At 62.8% G+C, this 22,095-nt stretch carries 17 protein-coding genes and 1 pseudogene; 7 read left to right on the forward strand and 11 right to left on the reverse strand.

Annotation, left to right across the window (positions count from 1 at the left end; all coding sequences use genetic code 11):
* Positions 1–126: 126 nt before the first annotated feature.
* The 7 genes and pseudogenes from paaA to paaF all read right to left on the reverse strand — a co-directional run bounded on the left by paaA (position 127) and on the right by paaF (position 7,636).
* Positions 127–1,116 (reverse strand): 1,2-phenylacetyl-CoA epoxidase subunit PaaA, encoded by a 990-nt coding sequence (gene paaA / locus AB4N33_RS01265; protein WP_476456221.1) that lies wholly within the window; start codon positions 1,114–1,116, stop codon positions 127–129.
* 319 nt (positions 1,117–1,435) lie between these two features.
* Complete coding sequence (gene paaK, locus AB4N33_RS01270; RefSeq protein WP_460141203.1) at positions 1,436–2,761, reverse strand: phenylacetate--CoA ligase PaaK; 1,326 nt, start codon at positions 2,759–2,761, stop codon at positions 1,436–1,438.
* A 99-nt stretch (positions 2,762–2,860) separates the two neighbouring features.
* Complete coding sequence (pcaF, locus tag AB4N33_RS01275; RefSeq protein WP_476456222.1) at positions 2,861–4,072, reverse strand: 3-oxoadipyl-CoA thiolase; 1,212 nt, start codon at positions 4,070–4,072, stop codon at positions 2,861–2,863.
* Positions 4,065–4,514 (reverse strand): hydroxyphenylacetyl-CoA thioesterase PaaI, encoded by a 450-nt coding sequence (gene paaI / locus AB4N33_RS01280; protein ID WP_460122330.1) that lies wholly within the window; start codon positions 4,512–4,514, stop codon positions 4,065–4,067. Before paaI ends, pcaF begins: the two co-directional genes overlap by 8 nt.
* Positions 4,507–6,023 (reverse strand): annotated as a pseudogene (gene paaH, locus AB4N33_RS01285) (3-hydroxyacyl-CoA dehydrogenase PaaH). Before paaH ends, paaI begins: the two are co-directional and overlap by 8 nt.
* A gap of 3 nt (positions 6,024–6,026) precedes the next feature.
* Positions 6,027–6,818 carry a 2-(1,2-epoxy-1,2-dihydrophenyl)acetyl-CoA isomerase PaaG gene (paaG, locus tag AB4N33_RS01290; RefSeq protein ID WP_476456223.1) on the reverse strand — a complete coding sequence of 264 codons (792 nt, stop codon included), beginning with the start codon at positions 6,816–6,818 and terminating at the stop codon, positions 6,027–6,029.
* Between the two features lie 44 nt (positions 6,819–6,862).
* Positions 6,863–7,636 carry a 2,3-dehydroadipyl-CoA hydratase PaaF gene (paaF, locus tag AB4N33_RS01295; protein ID WP_476456224.1) on the reverse strand — a complete coding sequence of 258 codons (774 nt, stop codon included), beginning with the start codon at positions 7,634–7,636 and terminating at the stop codon, positions 6,863–6,865.
* 360 nt (positions 7,637–7,996) lie between these two features.
* Here paaF and paaY point away from each other — a divergent pair, with 360 nt between their 5' ends.
* The 3 genes from paaY (at position 7,997) to feaR (ending at position 10,676) form a co-directional block, all read left to right on the forward strand.
* Positions 7,997–8,593: a phenylacetic acid degradation protein PaaY gene (paaY, locus tag AB4N33_RS01300; protein WP_476456225.1), complete on the forward strand. Its 597-nt coding sequence runs from the start codon at positions 7,997–7,999 to the stop codon at positions 8,591–8,593.
* A 158-nt stretch (positions 8,594–8,751) separates the two neighbouring features.
* A complete protein-coding gene (gene paaX / locus AB4N33_RS01305; protein WP_460122339.1) occupies positions 8,752–9,675 on the forward strand; it encodes a phenylacetic acid degradation operon negative regulatory protein PaaX in 924 nt (307 codons plus the stop codon).
* A gap of 86 nt (positions 9,676–9,761) precedes the next feature.
* Entirely contained in the window at positions 9,762–10,676 is a 915-nt protein-coding gene (feaR, locus tag AB4N33_RS01310; protein WP_460141206.1) for a transcriptional regulator FeaR, read from the forward strand.
* Positions 10,677–10,807: 131 nt separating this feature from the next.
* On the opposite strand, the gene tynA is transcribed toward feaR, so the two are convergent.
* Entirely contained in the window at positions 10,808–13,087 is a 2,280-nt protein-coding gene (gene tynA / locus AB4N33_RS01315) for a primary-amine oxidase (protein WP_476456226.1), read from the reverse strand.
* A gap of 225 nt (positions 13,088–13,312) precedes the next feature.
* Between tynA and AB4N33_RS01320 the strand changes: the two genes are divergently transcribed.
* The 3 genes from AB4N33_RS01320 to AB4N33_RS01330 all read left to right on the forward strand — a co-directional run bounded on the left by AB4N33_RS01320 (position 13,313) and on the right by AB4N33_RS01330 (position 17,351).
* Positions 13,313–13,813, forward strand: a complete 501-nt coding sequence (locus AB4N33_RS01320; protein ID WP_460122345.1) for a sigma-70 family RNA polymerase sigma factor — start codon at positions 13,313–13,315, stop codon at positions 13,811–13,813.
* A 40-nt stretch (positions 13,814–13,853) separates the two neighbouring features.
* Entirely contained in the window at positions 13,854–14,831 is a 978-nt protein-coding gene (locus AB4N33_RS01325; RefSeq protein ID WP_476456227.1) for a FecR family protein, read from the forward strand.
* Positions 14,832–14,927: 96 nt separating this feature from the next.
* Positions 14,928–17,351: a TonB-dependent siderophore receptor gene (locus AB4N33_RS01330; protein ID WP_476456228.1), complete on the forward strand. Its 2,424-nt coding sequence runs from the start codon at positions 14,928–14,930 to the stop codon at positions 17,349–17,351.
* A 133-nt stretch (positions 17,352–17,484) separates the two neighbouring features.
* Here the strand turns inward: AB4N33_RS01330 and AB4N33_RS01335 are convergent, their stop codons facing one another.
* Positions 17,485–18,636 carry an MFS transporter gene (locus tag AB4N33_RS01335; RefSeq protein WP_476456229.1) on the reverse strand — a complete coding sequence of 384 codons (1,152 nt, stop codon included), beginning with the start codon at positions 18,634–18,636 and terminating at the stop codon, positions 17,485–17,487.
* 166 nt (positions 18,637–18,802) lie between these two features.
* Here AB4N33_RS01335 and AB4N33_RS01340 point away from each other — a divergent pair, with 166 nt between their 5' ends.
* Complete coding sequence (locus tag AB4N33_RS01340) at positions 18,803–19,795, forward strand: diaminopimelate epimerase (protein WP_476456230.1); 993 nt, start codon at positions 18,803–18,805, stop codon at positions 19,793–19,795.
* Positions 19,796–19,913: 118 nt separating this feature from the next.
* Here AB4N33_RS01340 and codA read toward each other — a convergent pair whose 3' ends face one another.
* Together codA and AB4N33_RS01350 are read right to left on the reverse strand one after the other, a co-directional pair.
* Positions 19,914–21,152 carry a cytosine deaminase gene (gene codA, locus AB4N33_RS01345; protein WP_476456231.1) on the reverse strand — a complete coding sequence of 413 codons (1,239 nt, stop codon included), beginning with the start codon at positions 21,150–21,152 and terminating at the stop codon, positions 19,914–19,916.
* Between the two features lie 33 nt (positions 21,153–21,185).
* Positions 21,186–22,031, reverse strand: coding sequence for an alpha/beta fold hydrolase (locus AB4N33_RS01350; protein ID WP_476456232.1), 846 nt, complete (start codon positions 22,029–22,031; stop codon positions 21,186–21,188).
* Between the last annotated feature and the right edge of the window lie 64 nt (positions 22,032–22,095).

Here is a 22,095-nt window from a genome sequence, read left to right on the forward strand (position 1 = left end):
TTCAGTTCTCCACATCGGTTGCTCTGTGTAGGAGCGGGCTTGCCCGCGATGACCTCAGTGAGATCACTGCTGCCCTTTAAGCCGCCTCGCTGGCAAGCCAGCTCCTACAGAGGGGTTCGGGCCGGCTCAGGCGGCGTTCTTGTTTTGTTTTTTGCGGGCGTGGGCGACGGCGGCTTCGCGTACCCAGGCGCCGTCTTCAATGGCCTTGCGGCGGGTGGCGACGCGCTCGGTGTTGCATGGGCCGTTGCCCTTGAGCACTTCGTAGAACTCGCTCCACTGGATTTCGCCAAAGTCGTAGTGGCCGCGCTCGGCGTTCCACTTGAGGTCCGGGTCGGGGCAGGTGCAGCCCAGCAGCTCCAGTTGGGGGATGGTCTGGTCGATGAAACGCTGGCGCAGTTCGTCGTTGCTCTGGCGCTTGATCTTCCAGGCCATGGATTGCGCGCTGTTCGGCGAGTGTTCGTCGCTCGGGCCGAACATCATCAGTGACGGCCACCAAAGGCGGTTGATCGCATCCTGGACCATGTCTTTTTGCGCCTGGGTGCCGTGACGCATCATGGTCAGGAGAATTTCGTAGCCCTGACGCTGGTGGAAGCTCTCTTCCTTGCAGATGCGGATCATCGCCCGGGAATAGGGCCCGTAGGAGGTGCGCTGCAGCACCACCTGGTTGACGATGGCCGCGCCATCCACCAGCCAGCCCACGGCGCCCATGTCGGCCCAGTTCAGGGTCGGGTAGTTGAAGATGCTCGAATACTTGGCCTTGCCGCTGTGCAGCTTGGCGATCTCTTTGTCGCGGTCTGCGCCCAGGGTCTCCATGGCGCTGTACAGGTACAGGCCGTGGCCGGCTTCGTCCTGGATCTTCGCCATCAATTGCAGCTTGCGTTTGAGCGTGGGCGCGCGGGTCACCCAGTTGCCTTCAGGCAGCATGCCGACGATTTCAGAATGAGCGTGCTGGGATATCTGCCGGATCAACGTCTGGCGATAGGCATCCGGCATCCAGTTCTTGGCTTCGATCTTGATTTCCGAATCGATTTTTTCCTGGAAGGCGCGTTCCTGTTCGGACATCTCCGACAGGTCCTTGATGCGCTTGACGCCGGTTTCTACAAGCTGTGCGTACATGGGGGTTCTCCCGCCTTGAATCTGATCGAGGGCATGGAGAACTTTATAAGCGATACAGAATTGAATATCAAACATAAAATATCGTGTCGTATATGTTTTTGTATCGCTTTGGGATGAGTGGTTGGTTTTGCGCCATCCCGTCCCCCTTTACTGTAGGAGCGAGCATGCTCGCGATGGTCGTCAACGATGACGCGGGAAGCCTGATACCCCGCGGTGCTCCTAGCTCCATCGCGAGCATGCTCGCTCCTACAGAGGGGTGCGGGTCTAGCAATGAAGGGGCAAAAAAAGCCCCGCATCGCGGGGCTAAAAGGTGCAGCAGTCATGCTTTGGGGCGGTTGTCGATGACGTGGCAGGCCTTGCCTTCGGAGCGCTTGATCGAGTGGAACGGCTGCAGAACGATCCGCGAGCTGATGCCGATGTAGGTCTTGATGTGCCGGCTCAGTTCGGCGCAAACCGCTTTCTGTGCCTCGTCGCCCAGGTGCTGCTGGTCGGCCCTGAGTTCGACGTGCACGTCGACACTGTCCAGGTTGCCATTGCGATACAAATGAATCTCGTAGCACTCGGCAAGTTGTTTGACTTTCAGCACCTGCTCTTCGATCTGCGTCGGGAACACGTTGACGCCACGGATGATCAGCATGTCGTCGCTGCGTCCGGTGATCTTGTCGATGCGTCGCATCGGTCGGGCCGTACCCGGCAGCAGGCGAGTCAGGTCGCGGGTGCGGTAGCGGATCATCGGCAGGGCTTCCTTGCTCAGCGACGTGAACACCAGCTCGCCCATTTGCCCGTCCGGCAGTACTTCGCCTGTGACCGGGTCGATGATTTCCGGGTAGAAGTGGTCTTCCCAGATGGTCGGGCCATCCTTGGTCTCGGCACATTCCATGGCGACCCCCGGGCCCATGATTTCCGACAGGCCGTAGATATCCAGCGCGGTGATGCCCAGGCGCTGTTCAATGGCGCTGCGCAGCTCGCCGGTCCACGGTTCGGCGCCGAAGATGCCCAGGCGCAAGGCGAGTTTGTGCGGGTCGACGCCCTGGCGCTCGAGCTCATCGGCGATGTTGAGCATGTAGGACGGCGTGACCATGATGATGTCCGGCTGGAAATCCTTGATCAGTTGCACCTGTTTCTCGGTTTGCCCGCCAGACATCGGGATCACCGTGCAGCCCAGGCGTTCGGCGCCGTAGTGCGCGCCAAGGCCGCCGGTGAACAGGCCGTAGCCGTAGGAAATATGCACTTTGTCACCGCGTCGGCCACCCGCCGCACGGATCGAGCGGGCGACCACGTTGGCCCAGGTATCGATGTCGTTCTGGGTATAGCCGACGACGGTGGGTTTGCCGGTGGTGCCGCTGGAGGCGTGCAGGCGCACCACTTCCGGCATCGGCACGGCAAACATGCCATATGGGTAGTTGTCGCGCAGATCGGACTTGGTGGTGAAGGGAAACTTCGCCAGGTCTTGCAGGGAGCGGATGTCATTGGGGTGCACGCCCAGGGCATCGAAGCGCTGGCGGTACAGCGGCACGTTGTTGTAGGCGTGGTTCAGGCTCCAGCGCAGGCGATCGAGCTGGTGGCTGCGCAGTTCGTCGATGCTGGCGGTTTCCAGCGGGTCCAGCACAGGATCAAGCACGGCGTTTGCAATTGGCATGTTCATATCTTCACTCGAATTATTTTTGTGTTTCGGCCCCACCGCAGCGGGGCTTTGAGTGCATGTGCCAAGGATACCTCTCGGCTCCTCGGGAATCGCGGTTCTTTAGTCGGACAGTCGCTCGATGATCAGCGCGATGCCCTGGCCGACGCCGATGCACATGGTGCACAGGGCGTAGCGCCCCTTCCGTTCCTCAAGCTCGTGCAGGGCGGTGGTCACCAGTCGCGCGCCGCTCATGCCCAGTGGATGGCCAAGGGCAATCGCGCCGCCGTTCGGGTTGACCCGTGGGTCGGTGTCGCTCAAGCCGAGTTCGCGCAACACCGCCAGGCCTTGCGCGGCGAAGGCTTCGTTGAGCTCGATCACGTCCATGTCGGCCAGGCTCAGGTTGGCCAGTTCCAGCACCTTGCGGGTCGCGGGCACCGGGCCGATGCCCATGATTCGCGGTTCGACGCCGGCGGTGGCCATGGCGACCACCCGCCCGCGGGCCTTCAGGCCGTGCCGTCGTGCCACTTGCGGGCTGGCCAGCAGCAGCGCGCAGGCGCCGTCGTTGACCCCGGAGGCATTGCCGGCGGTGATGCTGCCGCCTTCGCGGAAGGGCGTGCCGAGTTTCTGCAATTGCTCAAGGGTGGTGTCGCCACGCGGGTGCTCGTCGTGCTCGACGACTTTGGCCGGGCCCTTGCGCTGGGGGATTTCGACCGCAACGATCTCTTTGGCCAGTCGCCCGCTGGCCTGGGCGGCTGCGGCGCGTTGCTGGCTGCGCAGGGCGAAGGCGTCCTGGTCGGCGCGGGACACGTTGAACTGCTCGGCAACGTTCTCGGCGGTTTCCGGCATGGAGTCGATGCCCCAGGCCTTTTTCATCAGCGGGTTGACGAAGCGCCAACCGATGGTGGTGTCGTAAACCTGCGCGTCGCGGGAAAACGCCTGCTCCGCCTTGCCCATGACCAGCGGCGCACGGGACATCGACTCGACGCCGCCCACCAGCATCAACGCGGCCTCGCCGCAACGGATCGCCCGCGCCGCGCTGCCGATGGCGTCCAGGCCCGAACCGCACAGACGGTTGAGGGTGGTGCCTGGCACGCTGACTGGCAGCCCGGCCAGCAGTGCCGACATGCGTGCCACGTTGCGGTTGTCTTCGCCGGCCTGGTTGGCGCAGCCGTAGACCACGTCGTCGACGCGCGCCCAGTCCACCTGCGGGTGACGACGCACCAGCTCGCGCAGCGGCACCGCGCCGAGGTCGTCGGCACGCACGCTGCTCAAGGCGCCAGCGTAGCGGCCGATGGGGGTGCGCACCGCATCGATGATCAAGGCATCATTCATTGGGAGTCTCCTGCGTCAGCACAGCGCCGCGCACTTTGTAGGATTTGCCGTGGAACAGCGCGATCAGCTGGCCCTGTTGGTTTTCAATGCGTACGTCGTAGTTGCCGGTCCGGCCGGAACGGCTTTGCTCGATACAATCGGCGGTCAGGGTGTCGCCCAGGCGCGCCGGGGCGATGTAGTCGATGCTGCAACCGATGGCCACCGTGGCCTCGTTGTAGCTATTGCAGGCAAACGCGAACGCCGAGTCGGCGAGGGCGAACAGGTAGCCGCCGTGGCAGGTGCCATGGCCCTGGACCATATCGTCGCGTACCGTCATGCCGACGCGGGCGCAGCCTGGGCCGGCGGACAGCAGGCGCATGCCCATGGCCTGGCTGGCGTTGTCGCGGCTGAACAACGCTTGTGCGCAGGCGCTGGCCAGGTTCATCGCTTCATGATTAGTCATGCAAGGTTCTCCCTTCGGCCACGCGGCGACGCAACAGCAGCGACGGTCGGTAGCGTTCTTCGCCATAACTGGCTTGCAGGTTTTCCAGCACCTTGAGGATGTGCGCCAGGCCAATGCTGTCCGCCCAGGCGAGCGGGCCTTGCGGGTAGTTGACCCCGGCGCGCATGGCCAGATCGATGTCGGCGGCCGAGGCCACGCCTTGCAGCAGCGCGTCGGCACCTTCGTTGGCGAGCATGGCCACGGTGCGCAACACGGCCAGGGCCGGGCTGTCGCTGAGCTGGCTGACGGTGAGCCCGGCCTGTTGCAGCAGGGCCACACCCTGTTCGAGGGCGCTCGGGTCGATGTCGGTGGCGCAGCTGATCGCCAGTCGGCTGGCCCTGGCGTAGTCGCCGGCCAAATCCAGCAGGATCAGGTTGCGCAGGCCGTCTTCGCGGCTGCGTTGGCAGGCCATGCGCCCGTCACTCAGGGCCAGCACCGCATCGCCCACCCGCAGCAGGCCGCGGCCATCGCGCTGGATGACCTCGATACCGTGATCGCGCAGGCGCGGGACCAGGCCGCCCGCGATGCCGAGGTCACCTTCGACCGTGCAGGTGGCAACATTCTGGCCACTACGGATTGATGCCGGCTGCGGGCGAACCGCGCCTTCGGCATAGCTGTAAAAACCTTGTCCGCTCTTGCGGCCCAGGCAACCGGCATCCACCAGTTCCTTCTGGATCAGTGACGGCAAAAAGCGCGTGTCCTGGTAATAGGCGTCGAACACCGAGCGGGTCACGGCGTAGTTGACGTCGTGGCCGATCAGGTCGGTCAGCTCGAACGCGCCCATGGCAAAACCGCCGGCCTCGCGCATCAAGGCATCCAGGGTCGCGCAGTCTGCCGCGCTTTCCTGCAACAGGCGCAGGCTTTCGGCGTAGAACGGCCGAGCCACGCGGTTGACGATGAAACCTGGGGTCGAGCGGGTGTGCACCGGTTTTTCCCCCAGGCTTTGGCCGTGTCGTACAAGCATTCGGCGAGGGCCGGATCGCTGGCCAGGCCCGAGACGATCTCCACCAGCGCCATGACCGGCGCCGGGTTGAAAAAGTGCAGGCCCAGCAGGCGCTGTGGGTGACGCAGTTGCGCGGCAATACTGGTGATCGACAGCGACGAGGTGTTACTGGCGAGGATGCAGTGTTCGTCGCAGAGCTCTTCGAGTTGGCGGAACAATGCACGCTTGACCTCGAGGTTCTCGACGATGGCCTCGATGATCAGGTCGCAATCGGCCAGTGCTTCGATGCTTTCCACGGCGTGCAGGCGACCGAGGGTTGCGCTGCGTGATTCGGCCGGCAGCTTGCCGCTGTCGACGCGCTTGCCCAGTTGTCGGTCAATGCCTTCGATGGCTTGCGCGGCGGCGCCTGGGCGGTTGTCCAGCAACAGCACCGAGTGACCGGCCTGTGCCGCGACCTGGGCGATACCGGCGCCCATGGCGCCGGCGCCGATGACCGCGATGCGTGCGTTGATATTCAGAGCGGTCATGATTCAGCGCCCCTTGAAACTTGGGCTGCGTTTTTCCATGAAGGCGCTGACGCCTTCGCGGTAGTCCTCGCTGCGTCCGGCCAGGCGTTGCAGGTCCTTCTCCAGCTCAAGCTGTTCATCGAAGGTGTTGCTCAGGCTGGCGTTGAGGCTCCGCTTGATCAGGGCCAGGCCATAGGTCGGTTGCGTGGCCAGGTGACGGGCGAGGGTCAGGGCTTCCTCGCGCAGGTCGGCATCGTCCACCACGCGGTATATCAGGCCCCATTGCTCGGCCTGTTCGGCGCTCAAACGGTTGCCGAGCAGGGCCAGGGCCTTGGCGCGAGCCATGCCGACCAGGCGCGGCAAGGTCCAGGTGCCGCCGGAATCGGGGATCAGGCCGATCTTGCAGAACGCCTGGATGAAGCTGGCCGAACGCGCTGCCAGCACCAGGTCGCAGGCCAGCGGGATGTTGGCACCGGCACCGGCCGCCACGCCGTTGACCGCACAGATCACCGGCAGCGGCAGGTCGCGGAGTTGGCGGATCAGCGGGTTGTAGAACTTCTCGATGGACTCGCCCAGATCCGGCACAGCAGCGCCCGGGGCGACGTTGCGGTCGCTCAAGTCCTGGCCGGCGCAGAAGCCTCGGCCTTCACCCGTCAGCAGGAGCACGCGAACGTCTGGACTCTGTCGAACCTGCTTCAGCGCCTTCTTGACTTCGCCATGCATCTGCGCGTTGAAACTGTTGAGCTGGTCCGGGCGATTGAGGCTGAGCAGGGCGACGCCGGCCTCGATGGAAAACAGGATGTGTTCGAAGTTCATGGTCTTGGCGCTCTCTTGGAGGTCGGTCGCTTTTTTGTAAGGGGTTACTGGCCGGTGAAGGTCGGCATGCGTTTTTCCTGGAACGCGGCGATGCCTTCGTCGCGATCGCGGGTGCCGGCCAGCACGGTGAAAGCGTGGCGCTCGAAGCGCAGGCCGCTGGCGAGGTCTGTGTCCATGGCCTTGAGCAGCGCTTCCTTGGCCAGTCGCACCGCCAGCGGCGCTTTGTTGGCGATGCTGGCGGCGATCTGTACGGCGCGATCAACGGTGAATTCCGGCTGTGTCACTTCGCTGACCAGTCCGGCGCGCTGGGCCTGGCGGGCGTCGATCGGCTCGCCGGTGAGGACCATTTGCATGGCCAGGGATTTACCCACGGCGCGCAGCAGACGTTGGGTGCCACCGGCGCCGGGCATGATTCCCAGGTTGATTTCCGGCTGGCCGAAGCGGGCGTCTTCGCCGGCCACGATGATGTCGGCGTGCATTGCCAATTCACAGCCACCGCCCAGGGCGAAGCCATTGACGGCGGCGATCAGTGGTTTGTTGAAACGGGTGATGGTTTGCCAGGACGCTTGGCGCGGGTCATCGAGGATGCCGACCAGGTTGCGTTCCGCCATTTCCTTGATGTCGGCGCCGGCGCCAAAGGCCTTGCGGCTGCCAGTCAGGACCACCGCACGGGTGTCGGGATCGGCCTGGGCGGCGTTCAGTTCATCAGCCAGTTCACCGAGCAGTTCGGTGTTAAGGGCGTTCAACGCTTGTGGGCGTTGCAGGGTGATCAGGCGGACGCCCGGCTCGATGAAGTCGACAGCAAGGGTTAGAGGCATGGCGGATGCCCTCACGGTGCATGCTCGGCTGAACGGCCGGCTCATTATTGGATCGGCAAGGTGTGCCGGTTTGGTCGGAGTATATCGTCAATATGATACGTAAAATCAACATAAGAATTGATTTAATGTGTCCTATTAGTCGTTCGTTGGCTTTTCATGAAGGGCCAAAGGCCGCTTTAGATCAAGCCGTTTAAGCCTAATTTACGGGTGTTTCCCGGGTTTTTGCGATGCCGACCAGCGGTCGTTTGGCGTGATTTCCTAAACGATACCGCTTTTGTTATTTGTTCTATTAAAAGTGATGTGATACAAAATGTTCATAAATCGGCATCGCTTTGTGAATGCCTCGAAAGGGAATCGCCCATGACCTGCTACAGCCTCGATGGCTTGACCCCGGTGGTTGATCCGACCGCCTATGTCCACCCCTCGGCCGTCCTGATCGGTGACGTGATCGTCGGTCCCTACTGTTATGTCGGGCCGCTGGCCAGCCTGCGTGGAGACTTCGGGCGGATCGTCCTGGAGGAGGGCGCCAATGTGCAGGACACCTGCGTGATGCATGGCTTTCCGGACAGCGACACAGTGGTCGAGCGCAACGGCCACATCGGCCATGGCGCTGTGCTGCACGGCTGCCGGATTGGCGCCGACGCGCTGGTGGGCATGAATGCGGTGGTGATGGACAACGCGCGCATCGGTGCACGTTCGTTCGTTTCGGCGGCGGCGTTCGTCAAGGCCGGGTTCGAAGGCCCGGAGCAGTCGTTGATCATGGGCGCACCGGCGAGCGTCAAGCGTGCGCTCAGCGATCAGGAAGTGGCGTGGAAACAGGCGGGCACTCGCGAATATCAGCAGTTGGCGAAGCGCTGCCTGGAGCAGATGCAGGTGTGCGAACCGCTGGCTGAGCCGGAAGTGGATCGGCCGCGGATCGCCGATCGGGGGTTGCGGCCCAAAGGCAGCGCCAAATGACACTGTAGGAGCGGGCTTGCCCGCGATTGCGGTGGGTCAGTGCCGGAGAGGTTGTCTGACACTCCCTCATCGCGGGCAAGCCCGCTCCCACAAGGGGAAATTGCAATTAGCAGACGGACTTTCGGTATATTCCATTTCTTTTTTCGCTCGGTACGCCCATGTCGTCCCTGACACCCCTGAACCAACTGATTACCCGCTTCCAGGAACAGACGCCGATCCGCGCCAGTTCCCTGATCATCACGCTGTACGGGGATGCTATCGAACCCCATGGCGGTACGGTGTGGCTGGGCAGCCTGATTCAATTGCTCGAACCGATCGGCATTAATGAACGCCTGATCCGCACCTCGATCTTCCGCCTGACCAAGGAAGGTTGGCTGACCGCCGAAAAGGTCGGTCGACGCAGCTACTACAGCCTGACCGGCACTGGTCGGCGGCGTTTCGACAAGGCCTTCAAGCGGGTCTACAGCTCCAGCGTCCCGGCCTGGGACGGTTCCTGGTGCCTGGTGATGCTGACCCAGTTGACCCAGGACAAGCGCAAACAGGTGCGTGAAGAACTGGAATGGCAAGGTTTTGGTGCGATCTCGCCGGCGGTGCTGGCTTGTCCGCGCAGTGATCGTTCAGACCTCAATGCGACGTTGCTCGACCTTGGCGCACAGGAAGACACCATCGTTTTCGAAACCACGGCGCAGGATGTACTGGCCTCCAAGGCCCTGCGCCTGCAGGTGCGCGAGAGTTGGAACATCGAGGAGCTGGCGGCCCATTACAGCGAGTTCATCCAGTTGTTCCGACCGCTCTGGCAAGCGCTTCGCGAGCAGGAAAACCTGCAACCGTCGGACTGCTTCCTGGCACGTGTCCTGCTTATTCACGAGTACCGCAAATTGCTGTTGCGTGACCCGCAACTGCCGGATGAGTTGTTGCCCGGCGATTGGGAAGGACGGGCCGCCCGGCAGTTGTGCCGCAATATCTATCGGCTGATCTACGCCAAGGCCGAAGAATGGTTGAACAGTGCGCTGGAAACCGCCGATGGGCCGTTGCCGGATGTCGGCGAGAGCTTCTACAGACGTTTTGGCGGGCTCAAGTAAACCCGTTTGCTGTCAGGAAGAAACACTGTTCAGGAGAACCCGTGGATTGGCGTAGATAATAAAAACAAGCCTGCGTGAGGCCCGACATGATTTCTTCAATTGCACAGCGCCGTGATGGTTTCGATCAGTGGATTCATCAGATCAACCAGATTTGTGGCGCTTTTAATGCGCAACCGCTGGGCGATGCCTTCGCCGGGCAGATCCGCGAACACCGGGATGGCGCGCTGAAGCTCAGCTTTGTCGACGCCCGCCAGGCGCGGCTGTATCGCACGCCCCAGGAAGTCGCGGCGGGCGAGGGTGGCAAGTACTTCGCCGTGTTCCAACTCGATGGCAGTGCCGGCATGGCCCAGGGCAACGACAAGGTGCTGTTGACGGCAGGCGACATCACCCTGATCGACGCCTCGCGCCCCAGTGACTTCACCTACAGCGAAAACTCGCGGCAGTTGTCGTTGATCCTGCCGTCGCAACTGGTGGAGCAAACCCTGCGTTTCAACCAGGTCAGGTGCGGTCACCGGATTGCCGCGAGCTCGCCAATTGCCATGCTCTCGCATCGGTTGATTCTGGATGCCACTCATCAGCGAAGCCTCAGCCAGACCGAAAGCGAAGCGACGCTGGAAGCGATTGTCAGCCTGCTGCGCCCGGCGATCAGCCAGGCTGAAGAGAGCGCGGACCCTCACGAGCGCGCCTTTCGCAAGACCCTGAGTTTCATCGATCAGCACATCCGCTCCGAGGAGCTGTGCCCGGAATGGTTGGCCCGGGAAGTCGGCATGTCCACCCGTGGCCTGTACCGGATGTTCGCCAAAAAGGGCCTGGTGGTGGCCCGCTACATCAAAAACCGCCGCCTGGACCTGTGCGCTGAATCCCTGCGCCAATCGGGCAAGGAACAGAAGCTGTCAGTGCTGGGGTATTCCTGGGGGTTCTCGGATTCGAGCTACTTCTCCACCGCGTTCAAGACCCGCTTCGGCGTTGCGCCGGGCGAATACCGCAAACAGCACGCCTGATCCCTTGCCCGAACGCCTGTAGGAGCGAGCATGCTCGCGATGGTCGTCAACGATGACACTGGCTGTCTGACGCCCCGCGGTGTCTGGACTACCATCGCGAGCATGCTCGCTCCTACAGGGGGTTTGGGGTGTTACTTCGGGGCGTTTAGGTTCAGCGTCGGGGTTTCGTCGAAGAAGTTCCACGGCTTGAGCAGCACATGCACCCACTCGGTCGGCATGATCGGCCATTCCTCGGCACGGGCGACGTGGGTGGTGCCGGTGGTCAGCCAGACCACGTCGTCGCTGTTCTCGATGGACTGGTTGTCATGGGTGAACTGGCCCAGGCCCGAGTCCTTGTCCGAGCGATTCGGGTATTTGCCTTCCGGGTATTTTTCCTCGGGGTTGTAGCGCGTCACCCACAGTTGCTTGTCCATGAAGCTCAGGCGGTGATAGAGCCATTCATCCTTGCCGAAGTTGGCACCCTTGGCCACCGGGTGCGTGCCGCCAGCGTACGGTATCAACTGGTAGGACACCGGGTTGCCGACCTTGTTTTCCTTGGCGGGGTTGCTCAGCAGGCGAATGGTCGAGGGGGCGAACTTCTGCGCCGCCTGTTGCTCGGTGCCGACCACGCGTGTTTCGGTCTGCATGGTACTGGTGCGCGGCCCGTCACGATCGTTGGGCGCAATCACCGGGTTCACTTCCACCAGCGAGTTGTTCTCGCCATCGACGTCCATGTCGAGGCGGAAGTTGTAGATGTGCTGGTGGGTGGTGCCGACGATGTTGTGGTCCAGCAGGGTGCCGTAGCGTGTGTCTTCCTTGGCGGTGGCTTCGTGCATGGTTTTGGACTTCACACCCTTGACCGCCTCGATACCCGTGGCCCCGGCGTCTATGCCGATGGTGCCGTTCTGCTGGAAGACCCAGTCGAAGATGTAGTCGTAGTTGCCCACGGTGCTGATCCAGCGCACCACCAACTCGCGTCGCTCGGTGCTGAGGTTGGGCTGGCCCATTTCCTGGTGTTTGTATTCCGGTCCGGCGTAGCGTTCGAACACGGCCATGGCACGCGGGATCGAGGTCGGCGCGCCGGTGTAGTCGGCGATGGTCGCATCCAGCAGCACGGCGTTTTGCGGCGCGTCCTTGCCCCGGGCAATCGGTGAGGTGAGCGTGCCCATGCCGTATTCGCCAGAGTCCAGGTAGGCTTTGAAGTACCAGCCGCCATCCGGATCGCCGTAAGGCACGATCATGCCGCCCAGCGAGCCTTCGTACATGATCTTGCGTTTCTTGCCCTTGTCGTCATAGGTGACAGTGGACAGGATCGGCCCGACCCGGGAGTCGAGGCGTACGTGGAAGTCCCAGTTCTGCCAGTGAATGCTGTTGCCGGTAATGGTGTAGTTTTTCCCTTCCGGCTCGGTGATCTCCAGCGGTTTGACCGCCACGCCCTTGCGGCCGCGCCCATCATACGGAGTGGGTTTCATTGGTACCGGAATCACGCCGTGGTCTTCGATCTTGATCAGCTTCTTCTGCTCCAGGTCGACCACCGCCACCAGGCCCTCGATCGGGTGTGCCCAGTAGTTGCCGTCCCCGGTATTGAGGTAGCTGACGATTTTCAGCAGGCGCTTGTCTTGCGTCAGCCCGTCCTTGCCGTCGAAGTAGCCTACGGTCAGGGGAGTGGCTACCACCTGCTTCACATCGTTGATGCCACGCTTGGCCAATGCCTGGGCATAATCGGGACTGGCCTCGATGGCCGCTTGCACGGTGGCGAAGTCGTCGAGCAGGACCATGCCATGGGCGCCTTCGATCGGCGTCCATGACCTGAGGGTCTTGCTGTCGAGGTCGACCAGGGCTTCGATCACGTGTTTGCCGTCCAGCACCACAATGTTGGCCTGACGTGGCTGGGTGACTTTCTGCCCGCTCAGGGCGAAATTCCAAACCTGTTCCTTTGGCGGCTCCTTGACCGACACTTCCGTGAAACGGAACCCCGGCTGGTAATGGGCCGATTGCTTGACGATGTTGACCGCGCTGTTGATCTCGTCCGCGCTCAACGGGTTGAGCGGGTTCGGCCGGGTTTCGACGACAAAGGTCTTGTCCAGGCCGGACTGGAACACCTGGTTGATGAAGTCCTTGGACATGTAGGCGGTCTTGCCCTTGAACACCACCGGGACCGTCAGCTCCATGCGCTTGCCGTTGAGCATCGCCACCTTGCTGTCTGGTTTGACCTTGAGGTACACGCCATCTTTGGCAATCACGAACAGGTCGGCGTAATCGTCCCACTTGACCGAGGCGCCGAATGCTTCGAGGCCTGCTTGCAGCGGCACCATTTCGGCATGGCCGCCGTGGGCGAGGGCGTTGTCGGCCCAGGCGGGCAAGCCCAGGGCAATGGCCAGCGCGAGGCGGGCGAGGGGTTGTTTTTTAAGTGCGGCGATGGAGGTGAACATGACTGTATTCCCGGGCAAAAACCGATGACTGGCATTACCGCACTTTGCTACAGGCTGTAGCGGGCTCTTGTTGTATGCCTGCCAGAATCCTTTGCCTGCGTGCCTAAATCAACTGTTCCCGCTGATCTGCCGCGCAAACGGGTTGTGTGGCGCCTGCCGGGTGGCCATTGATTCCAGTTAATAGGAAGCATTACTATTCACGCCCCGTCTTCACAGCACACCGCAATGATCCCCAAGCTGCCCCGCAGACACGGCTTTTTCGAGCATTACGAAGAGTTGGTTGGCACCTGGACCCGTCGCCTGAGAAATCGTCAGCAGGCCGAGGATCTGGCCCACGACACCTTTGTGCGCGTGCTCGAGTCCGATTCGGGTGCGGTGCAGCAGCCCCGGGCCTATCTGCACCAGACCGCGCGCAACATCGCGGTAGATGGTTATCGGCGTGAGGATCGGCGGGGCGCCAGGGAGTCCGAGGCAATCGATGAAAGTGTGTCGTCGTCAGGCGACCCGGAGCATTTCATGCATGCGGTCCAGTTGGCTGATTCCATCGAGCGTGCCCTTGCCGAGCTGCCGATCAATTGCCGCAAGGTGTTCGTCTGGCAGAAGATCGAAGGCCTGACCCAGGCGGAAATCGCCGAACGCCTGGGACTGTCCAGGAACATGGTGGAAAAGTATATGATCCGCACCCTGCGGCATCTGCGCGACCGCCTCGACGGACTGCAATCATGAGCGGCAACGCATTTTCATCCCCAGCCACACAGGAACTTCCATGATGGATAACTGCGCGTGCGGGCAAACAACGGTTCGCGATGAGGCGGCGCGGTGGTTTGTGCGTCTTCGGGAACCGGCCGTGAGCATCGAGGAACATCTGGAGTTCGAGCGATGGCTGCATGAACACCCGCAGCACCGGGACGAATTTCAATTGCTCCAGGGGCTGTGGTCGGCGGCAGACTTGCTGCCGCCTGCGCGCCTGCACGCCTTGTGTGAAGCACCGCCGCAACGCAGCAAGCGTCGTCCAATCTTGCGGTATGCGGTGGCGGCCAGTGTGCTGGCAGTGGCGCTCGGGCTGGGCCTTTTTAGTGGTCTGAATCAATCCGCAACGTACTCCGCCGAGTTTGCCACGGCGCTGGGCGAGCGCCGCCAGGTGGCATTGCCGGACGGTTCGGTGATCGACCTCAACAGCCGCAGCCGTCTTCAGGTGCGGTTTGAGAAAGGCCGGCGCGGTATCGAGCTGACCGAAGGCGAGGCCATGTTCAACGTCGCCCATGACAGTGATCGTCCGTTCGTGGTCGAGTCGGGCGCAGGCAAGGTCACGGTCACCGGCACGCGCTTCGATGTGCGGCGCGGTCCCCGTGATACGCGGGTCGTCGTCGAGCAGGGTACGGTCAGGGTCCAGGGGCGTGAAGCGCCAGGCGATGCTTTCGTCTCGCTTTCCGCCGGCCTGGGGACGCGGGTGGATGCCCATGGAAACGTCGCCCCGGCCTATGCCGTCAACCCGGCGGAGCTGACCGCCTGGCGCAGCGGCAAACTGGTGTTCAACAACGCCAGCCTCCGCGAAGTCGTCGAGGAGGTGTCGCGTTATCGCGAGAAGCCGCTGACCATCAGCGACGACAAAGTCGGGCAGTTGCGCCTGACCAGCGTGTTCAAGTCCGACAATACCGAAGGCTTGCTCAAGGCCCTGCCGAACATCCTGCCGGTGGCCGTGCGTACGCGCCCTGATGGCAGCCAGGAAATAATTTCAAAATAGATTCAGGTTTTTTTCGAGTACATCGTCTTCTTGTCCAACTGCAACTGGTTTGCATTAACAGACGCACTCTCTTGCGCTCACAGGACACTGTTCGACGTGAAAAACTCCACTGCCAAAAACAACAAATCCCCTTGGCTGCCGCTGGCGCTCGCGCTGGCGGTCAACGTTGCGTTGCCCCAGGCGTTTGCCGCCGATGCTATCCACATTCCGGCGCAACCCCTGGGCCAGGCCTTGAGCGAGCTGGGTCAGCAGACCTCGTTGCAAGTGTTCTTCAGCCCGGAACTGGTGGCGGGTAAACAGGCCCCGGCGGTGGACGGCAATCTTTCGCCGGAACAGGCCCTGCGCCAGTTGCTGCAAGGCAGTGGCCTTGAATACCAGATCGACGAAGGTTCGGTGACCCTGACACCGGCGCCGACTTCCGCCGCCAATGGTCCGCTGGAACTGGGCGTGACGGACATCAAGGTGGTCGGTGACTGGCTCGGCGATGCCGACGCCGCCGTGGTGCAGAATCACCCCGGCGCCCGTACGGTGATTCGCCGTGAAGCCATGGTCGAGCAGGGCGCGATGAACGTCGGCGATGTGCTCAAGCGCGTACCCGGCGTGCAGGTGCAGGAAGCCAACGGTACGGGCGGGAGTGATATTTCCCTGAACGTCGGTGTGCGCGGCCTGACGTCGCGGCTGTCGCCACGCTCCACCGTATTGATCGACGGTGTGCCGGCGGCGTTCGCCCCGTACGGCCAGCCGCAGCTGTCCATGGCGCCGATTTCCTCCGGCAACCTCGACAGCATCGACGTGGTACGCGGTGCCGGTTCGGTACGCTACGGACCGCAGAACGTCGGTGGTGTGATCAACTTCGTGACCCGCGCCATTCCGGAAAAAGCCTCGGCTGAGATCGGCACCACCCTGGAAACCTCCCGGCACGGCGGCTGGAAGCACATCGACACAGCGTTCGTCGGTGGCACCGCTGACAACGGCATCGGTGTGGCGCTGCTGTACTCGGGCGTCAACGGCAACGGTTACCGTGAACGCAACAATGGCAACGACATCGACGACGTATTGCTCAAGACCCACTGGGCGCCGACTGACGTCGACGATTTCAGCCTCAACCTGCATTACTACGATGCCAGTGCAGACATGCCCGGCGGCTTGACCCAGGCGCAGTACGATGCCAATCCGTTCCAGTCCGATCGCAACAATGACAACTTCAGCGGGCGCCGCAAGGACATCTCGTTCAAGTGGATTCGCCAGATCGACGATCGCACCCAGGCCGAAGTGCTGACGTACTACACCGACAGCTTCCGCGGCAGCAACATCGCCGCCCTCGATCAGAAGACCATTGGCTCGTTCCCGCGGACGTATTACACCTTCGGCATCGAGCCGCGGGTGTCCCATGTGTTCGACGTCGGCCCGACCACCCAGGAGGTGAGCGTTGGTTATCGCTACCTCAAGGAAGCGATGCATGAGCAGGCCACTCGACTGGCACTGGTCAACAACACTCCGGTGGCGACCCCGACGTCGGACGGTCATGTCTATCAGGACCGTACTGGCGGCACCGAGGCCAACTCGGTGTATGTCGATAACAAGATCGACGTTGGCAACTGGACCATCACGCCGGGCATTCGGTTTGAACACATCAGCACCGACTGGCACGATCGTCCGGTGCTTGATGCGGCGGGCAAACGCGTGCCGGAAAAGAATCGCAGCATCGAAAGCAACGAGCCGCTGCCAGCGTTGAGCGTGATGTATCACCTCTCCGACGCGTGGAAGCTGTTCGCCAACTACGAGACGTCGTTCGGCAGCCTGCAATATTTTCAGCTCGGCCAGGGTGGTTCGGGTGACAGCACGGCCAATGGCCTGGAGCCGGAAAAGGCCAAGACCTACGAGGTGGGCACGCGTTACAACGATGACGTGTGGGGCGGTGAAGTGACGCTGTTCTACATCGACTTCGACAAGGAACTGCAATACATCAGCAACGATGCCGGTTGGACCAACCTGGGCGCGACCACGCACCAGGGCATCGAGGCCTCGGTGCATTACGACATGGCGGCCCTCGATCCGCGCCTCGATGGCCTGACCGCCAACGCCGGTTTCACCTACACCCGCGCTGTGTATGAAGGCGAGATTCCTGCCTTCAAGGGCCGCGACCTGCCGTTCTACTCGCGCCAGGTGGCCACCGCCGGCCTGCGTTACGACATCGATCGCTGGACCTACAATGTCGATGCCTTCGCCCAGTCCAAGCAGCGCTCACCGGGTGTTTCGGTGAACGGCAACGGCAGCTTCACCAACAACTACATCACCGAAGGGACCGCCGATGGCCGGTACGGGGACATTCCGGGCTACGTCACCTGGAACGTGCGCGGCGGTTATGACTTTGGTCCGCAACTGTCGAACCTGAAACTGGGCGCCGGCGTGAAGAACGTGTTCGACAAGCAGTACTTCACCCGTTCCAGCGACAACAATGCGGGGATGTACGTGGGTACGCCGCGAACGTTCTTCGTGCAGGCCAGCGTGGGGTTCTGACTGATCGCGTTGACCCTGTCGCGACGGTTCGACGCCTCGACACGCCCGCTCCCACAAAGGCACCACCGCCCCTGTAGGAGCGGGCTTGCTCCGGGCGGCGTTCCGACGATGGACATCCAGACACCACGGGACATCAGACCTTCAACACCCGCCCCCCAAGGGCCACCGCTACCAGCAACACGGCCATCAACCCAAAGGCAAAACTCAGGCTGCTGCCGTGGGCGATGAAACCGATCACGGCCGGCCCGGCCAGGATGCCCGCATAACCGAGGGTGGTAATGGCCGGTACGGCGATGCTTTCGGGCATGACGGTCTGCTTGCCTACGGCTGTGTACAACACCGGCACGATGTTCGAGCATCCGGCGCCGAGCATGGCGTAGCCCACCAGCGCCAACTCCCAGTCGGGGGCAAAGGTCGCCAGCAGCAACCCGGCGGCCGCCAGCAGCCCGCCGCACACGATCACCCGCGTCGCGCCGAGGCGGCGCACGATGGCGTCGCCGGTCAGGCGGCCGACGGTCATGGTCAAGGCAAACGCGGCATAACCGAGGCCGGCGTAGGCGGTGTCGATACCGCGCTCCTGCACCAGGAATACCGCGCTCCAATCCAGTGCCGCGCCTTCGGCGAGGAACACGATGCAACACATGCCGCCGATAAACAGCACAATGCCCTTGGGCACCGCAAACGCCGGTCCCGAGCTTTCGCTGCCGTAGGGCAACATGTGCGGCGCGGCCCTGACCAGCGCAGCGATCAGCACCACCACGACCACCAGCATGGCGGCCAACGGCGACAGGCCAAAACCGAGCAAACCGCTGACACCCGCCGCGCCGACGATCCCGCCGAGGCTGAACATCCCGTGGAAGCCCGACATCATGGTTTTGCCGCTGGCCCGTTCAACGACCACGGCTTGCAGGTTCACCGTAGAGTCCACCGTGCCCAGGCCCGCGCCGAACATGAACAGCGCCGCGATCAGTGCCGGCATCGCCGACACCGTTGCCAGCAGGGGCAGGGCGGTGCATATCAGCAGCGTGCCGCCGATCATCACGCGCCGACAACCCAAGCGCGCCGACAACGCGCCAGCGACCGGCATCGCCAAAATCGAGCCGACACCCAGGCACAACAACAGCAAACCGAGCGTACCTTCATCCAGTGCGGCCCGGGCCTTGGCATAGGGCACCAGCGGCGCCCAGGCGGCGATGCCGAAACCGGCAATAAAAAAAGCCACGCGCGTGGCCATCTGTTGCAGACGTCCAGGCACGAAGGTGGTCTGGGTGTTGAGGCTGGTCATATCGATCCCTGGTAAAAATACATCCTCGTCGGCAAGGGACAATAGCCGAGCAGTGAGGTTCGACCCGCGTCCTTGTGATGCGCCTCAGAGGCAGGTCGACATCCTTGCACAGCCAGGTGACATTTCGCGATATGTTGTCGGTTTTGATCGGTGGACAGGAGGCGAGATGACGCCGTTTTACGATGCGCGCGGCAATATTTATGCGGTGGTGGCACCGGACGCAGTGCGCGCTGCCGGTATTGATGTGCCGGTGCTGGCCAGCCAGGCGGCGCAGACCCGTGCGGCCTGGGCTCCACTGGCCATCGAGGCGTTCTGTGCCTGGGCACCGGGCACGCAACCGGCAGGCGGCAAGGCGCACCGCAGTGACGGGCTGCTGGTCGGCCCGTTTCAAGCGGCGCCGCCGTTCGACCTGTTGATCGTCAACACCGACGGCACCCTGGCCGAGCGTAGCGGCAATGGCCTGACGATTTTCTCCCAGGCCCTCACCGACCAGGGACTGCTGCCACAGGACGAAGCCTGTTTGCTGCGGGTTCATCATGACAAGGCCGATACGCCGTCGCCCGGGGTGACCTCGGTGAAGGCGGCGCAGGTCGAGGGCGTGTCGGGGTTCTGGCTGGACCTGGGCAAACCCGGCTTCGGCCCGGCGGCGGTCAGTGCACAGGGCACCGGCGAGGTGATGTTCAATGCTCGTGATGTCAGCCATGTGCAACCGCTGGCGGCGTTGAACCCCGCCTGGCAACGCAGCCAGTTCGTCCGCGTCGGCAACCCCCACTGCGTGACGCTGGTGGAGCAGGCGAGCGCCTTGCCGGCCAATGAGCAGATGCGCCAGGCGGACCTGAACGGAGGCCTGATGCAAATCGCCTACGCCATGCCGACGGGGGCAGGGCGGCCGTGCCCGGCGGGCATCAACCTGCAATGGGCGATGCGCGAGGCAGAGGGCCGAATTGCCGCCCGGGTGTTTGAGCGCGGCGAAGGGCCGACGGCGTCGTCGGGCACCAGCGCCACGGCGGTTGCCTGCGCGGCATGGCGGGTGGGCTGGGTGGCGGCCGGGGAGGTGAAGGTGGTGATGCCCGGTGGCACGGCGCCGATTTTGCTGGAGGAGGTGGATGGGGAGTTGGGGCGGGTGAGTCTGTTTGGGACGGCGCGGTTGATGCGTTGAGCCTTGGGAACCCATCGCGAGCAAGCTCGCTCCTACAGTGGTGTTGTGTACACCGCAAATCCCCTGTGGGAGCGGGCTTGCCCGCGATGAGGCCAGTACAGTCACCCTAAATCCCGGATCACCCCAAAAACTCCACCACCGCCATCTCCCGCTTCATCAACACCTTCCCCCCACGCACCGAATACAACGGCAACCCTTGGCTGCGGATCACCTCGTAATCGCTGTCTGCCGACAGGATCAACAGGTTCGCCGGCCGCCCAGGCTCCAGCCCATAACGCTCGCCCAGGTTCAGCGCCCGGGCGCTGTTATCGGTGACCAGGTCCAGGGCACTCTGCAAATTGCGGTAACCGAGCATGTGACAGATATGCAGGCCAGCCTCGAGCACACGCAGGATATTGCCGTTGCCCAGCGGGTACCAGGGATCGACGATCGAGTCCTGGCCGAAGCACACGTTCATCCCCGCTTCGAGCAACTCGTTCACCCGCGTCACGCCGCGACGTTTCGGGAAGGTATCGAACCGTCCTTGCAGGTGGATGCTTTCGGTGGGGCAGGAGACAAAGCTGATGCCCGAGTGCCCGAGCAGGCGGAACAGCTTGGCGCAGTAGGCATTGTCGTAGGAGCCCATGGCCGTGGTATGGCTGGCCGTGACCCGGGACCCCATGTCGCGGCTGCACGCTTCTTCAGCCAGCACTTCGAGAAAGCGTGAATGCGGGTCGTCGGTTTCATCGCAATGCACGTCCACCAGGCAACCGGTGCGTTCGGCCAGGTCCATCAGGAACTTCACCGAACTCACACCTTGGTCGCGGGTGTACTCGAAATGCGGGATCCCGCCGACCACATCGGCGCCCAGGCGAATCGCTTCTTCCATCAGCTCGCGGCCATTGCGGTACGACTCGATGCCTTCCTGGGGAAAGGCGACGATCTGCATGTCGACCAGGTGCCGGCTTTCCTCGCGCACCTCGAGCAGGGCTTTCAGCGCAGTGAGTTGCGGATCGGTGACATCCACGTGGGTGCGTACATGTTGTATGCCGTGTGCGGCCAGCGCCTGGAGGGTTTTCCTGGCGCGAGCCTTGGTGTCTTGCGCCGTGATCGTCACCTTGCGCTCACCCCAGCACTCGATGCCTTCGAACAGCGTGCCGCTCATGTTCCAGCGCGGCTCGCCGGCTGTCAGTGTGGCGTCGAGGTGAATGTGGGGCTCGACGAAAGGCGGCACCACCAGGTTGCCCCCGGCGTCCAGATCCTCAGGGCCCAGGGTGTGCGCTTCGGTCTGACGGGAAATGTGGCTGATCAGACCGTTTTCCAGGTGCAGTTCATGCAGGCCTTCCTGGTTACGCAGACGGGCGTTGACGATATGCATCGGGCGTGTCCTTTTTCATCGGGCGGGTTTGTTCTACGGTAGCGCGGTAGAGCCATTGCCGGCCAGCGGCAGGAAGCGCAGCAGGGCGGCAACGATGGCTTCCGGGGCATCCTCCTGGACCAGGTGCCCAGCGTTGGGCACCGGATGAAACTGCGAGCCGGCAATCAACTGCTGCAAGGCGCGCCCACGCTCGAGGGGGATCCATTGGTCATCCTCGCCCCAGAGAATCTGCACCGGGCAGCGGATGGTCGGGTACAGGGGCTCGACTTCGCGGGTGTACCGCTCGTCCATCTGTGCGATTTGTCGGTAGAAACCCGCCTGGCCCGACTCGCCCAACCAGGGTTGAACGTAGGGGGCGAGCTCGGCGTCGCTGATATCACGCTTGATCGCGCCGCGAATGTACGCGGGCACAATGGCGCGCTGGATGTAGTCCGGCAGGCCGGTGAACGCGGCCTCATGCTGGCGCACATGCCGCACGAACGGTGAACCCCAGGGCGTCAGGGCCACCGGGTCGATCAGCGTCAGGCTGCGGTAGTCCTTGCCGTTGAGCAAATGCGTGCGCAGTACCGTGGCGCCACCGAAATCGTGGGCCACCACGTCCGGGCTATCCAGGCCCCAGTGATCCAGCAACTGCGCCAACAGGTGGTTCTGCACGCCCAGCGACACATCGCCGTCAATCTTCTCGGACTGCCCGTACCCCAGCAGGTCGAAGTAATACACCCGGTGCGAGCAGATGAAATGCGGCACGATGCGGTGCCACACGAAGGACGAGAACGGCGTGCCATGCACGAACACCAGCGGCGGGCCGTCGCCCCGCACCGCATAGCGAACGTTATGCCCGTTGAAACGATAGGTTTGAGCCAGCGGCCAGTCACTCATGATCGCATCCTTATGGCGGGGTGAAAGCCGAAGAGCATAGGCACACCTGTCATTTGTGTCAGTA

It is taken from the genome of Pseudomonas sp. S1_E05 (assembly GCF_056337105.1).

Bases quoted from the DNA above. Each gene is read 5' to 3' on its own strand.
- paaA (WP_476456221.1), bottom strand. From the start codon at position 1,116: ATGTACGCACAGCTTGTAGAAACCGGCGTCAAGCGCATCAAGGACCTG.
- paaK (WP_460141203.1), bottom strand. From the start codon at position 2,761: ATGAACATGCCAATTGCAAACGCCGTGCTTGATCCTGTGCTGGACCCG.
- pcaF (WP_476456222.1), bottom strand. From the start codon at position 4,072: ATGAATGATGCCTTGATCATCGATGCGGTGCGCACCCCCATCGGCCGC.
- paaI (WP_460122330.1), bottom strand. From the start codon at position 4,514: ATGACTAATCATGAAGCGATGAACCTGGCCAGCGCCTGCGCACAAGCG.
- paaG (WP_476456223.1), bottom strand. From the start codon at position 6,818: ATGAACTTCGAACACATCCTGTTTTCCATCGAGGCCGGCGTCGCCCTG.
- paaF (WP_476456224.1), bottom strand. From the start codon at position 7,636: ATGCCTCTAACCCTTGCTGTCGACTTCATCGAGCCGGGCGTCCGCCTG.
- paaY (WP_476456225.1), top strand. From the start codon at position 7,997: ATGACCTGCTACAGCCTCGATGGCTTGACCCCGGTGGTTGATCCGACC.
- paaX (WP_460122339.1), top strand. From the start codon at position 8,752: ATGTCGTCCCTGACACCCCTGAACCAACTGATTACCCGCTTCCAGGAA.
- feaR (WP_460141206.1), top strand. From the start codon at position 9,762: ATGATTTCTTCAATTGCACAGCGCCGTGATGGTTTCGATCAGTGGATT.
- tynA (WP_476456226.1), bottom strand. From the start codon at position 13,087: ATGTTCACCTCCATCGCCGCACTTAAAAAACAACCCCTCGCCCGCCTC.
- AB4N33_RS01320 (WP_460122345.1), top strand. From the start codon at position 13,313: ATGATCCCCAAGCTGCCCCGCAGACACGGCTTTTTCGAGCATTACGAA.
- AB4N33_RS01325 (WP_476456227.1), top strand. From the start codon at position 13,854: ATGATGGATAACTGCGCGTGCGGGCAAACAACGGTTCGCGATGAGGCG.
- AB4N33_RS01335 (WP_476456229.1), bottom strand. From the start codon at position 18,636: ATGACCAGCCTCAACACCCAGACCACCTTCGTGCCTGGACGTCTGCAA.
- AB4N33_RS01340 (WP_476456230.1), top strand. From the start codon at position 18,803: ATGACGCCGTTTTACGATGCGCGCGGCAATATTTATGCGGTGGTGGCA.
- codA (WP_476456231.1), bottom strand. From the start codon at position 21,152: ATGCATATCGTCAACGCCCGTCTGCGTAACCAGGAAGGCCTGCATGAA.
- AB4N33_RS01350 (WP_476456232.1), bottom strand. From the start codon at position 22,031: ATGAGTGACTGGCCGCTGGCTCAAACCTATCGTTTCAACGGGCATAAC.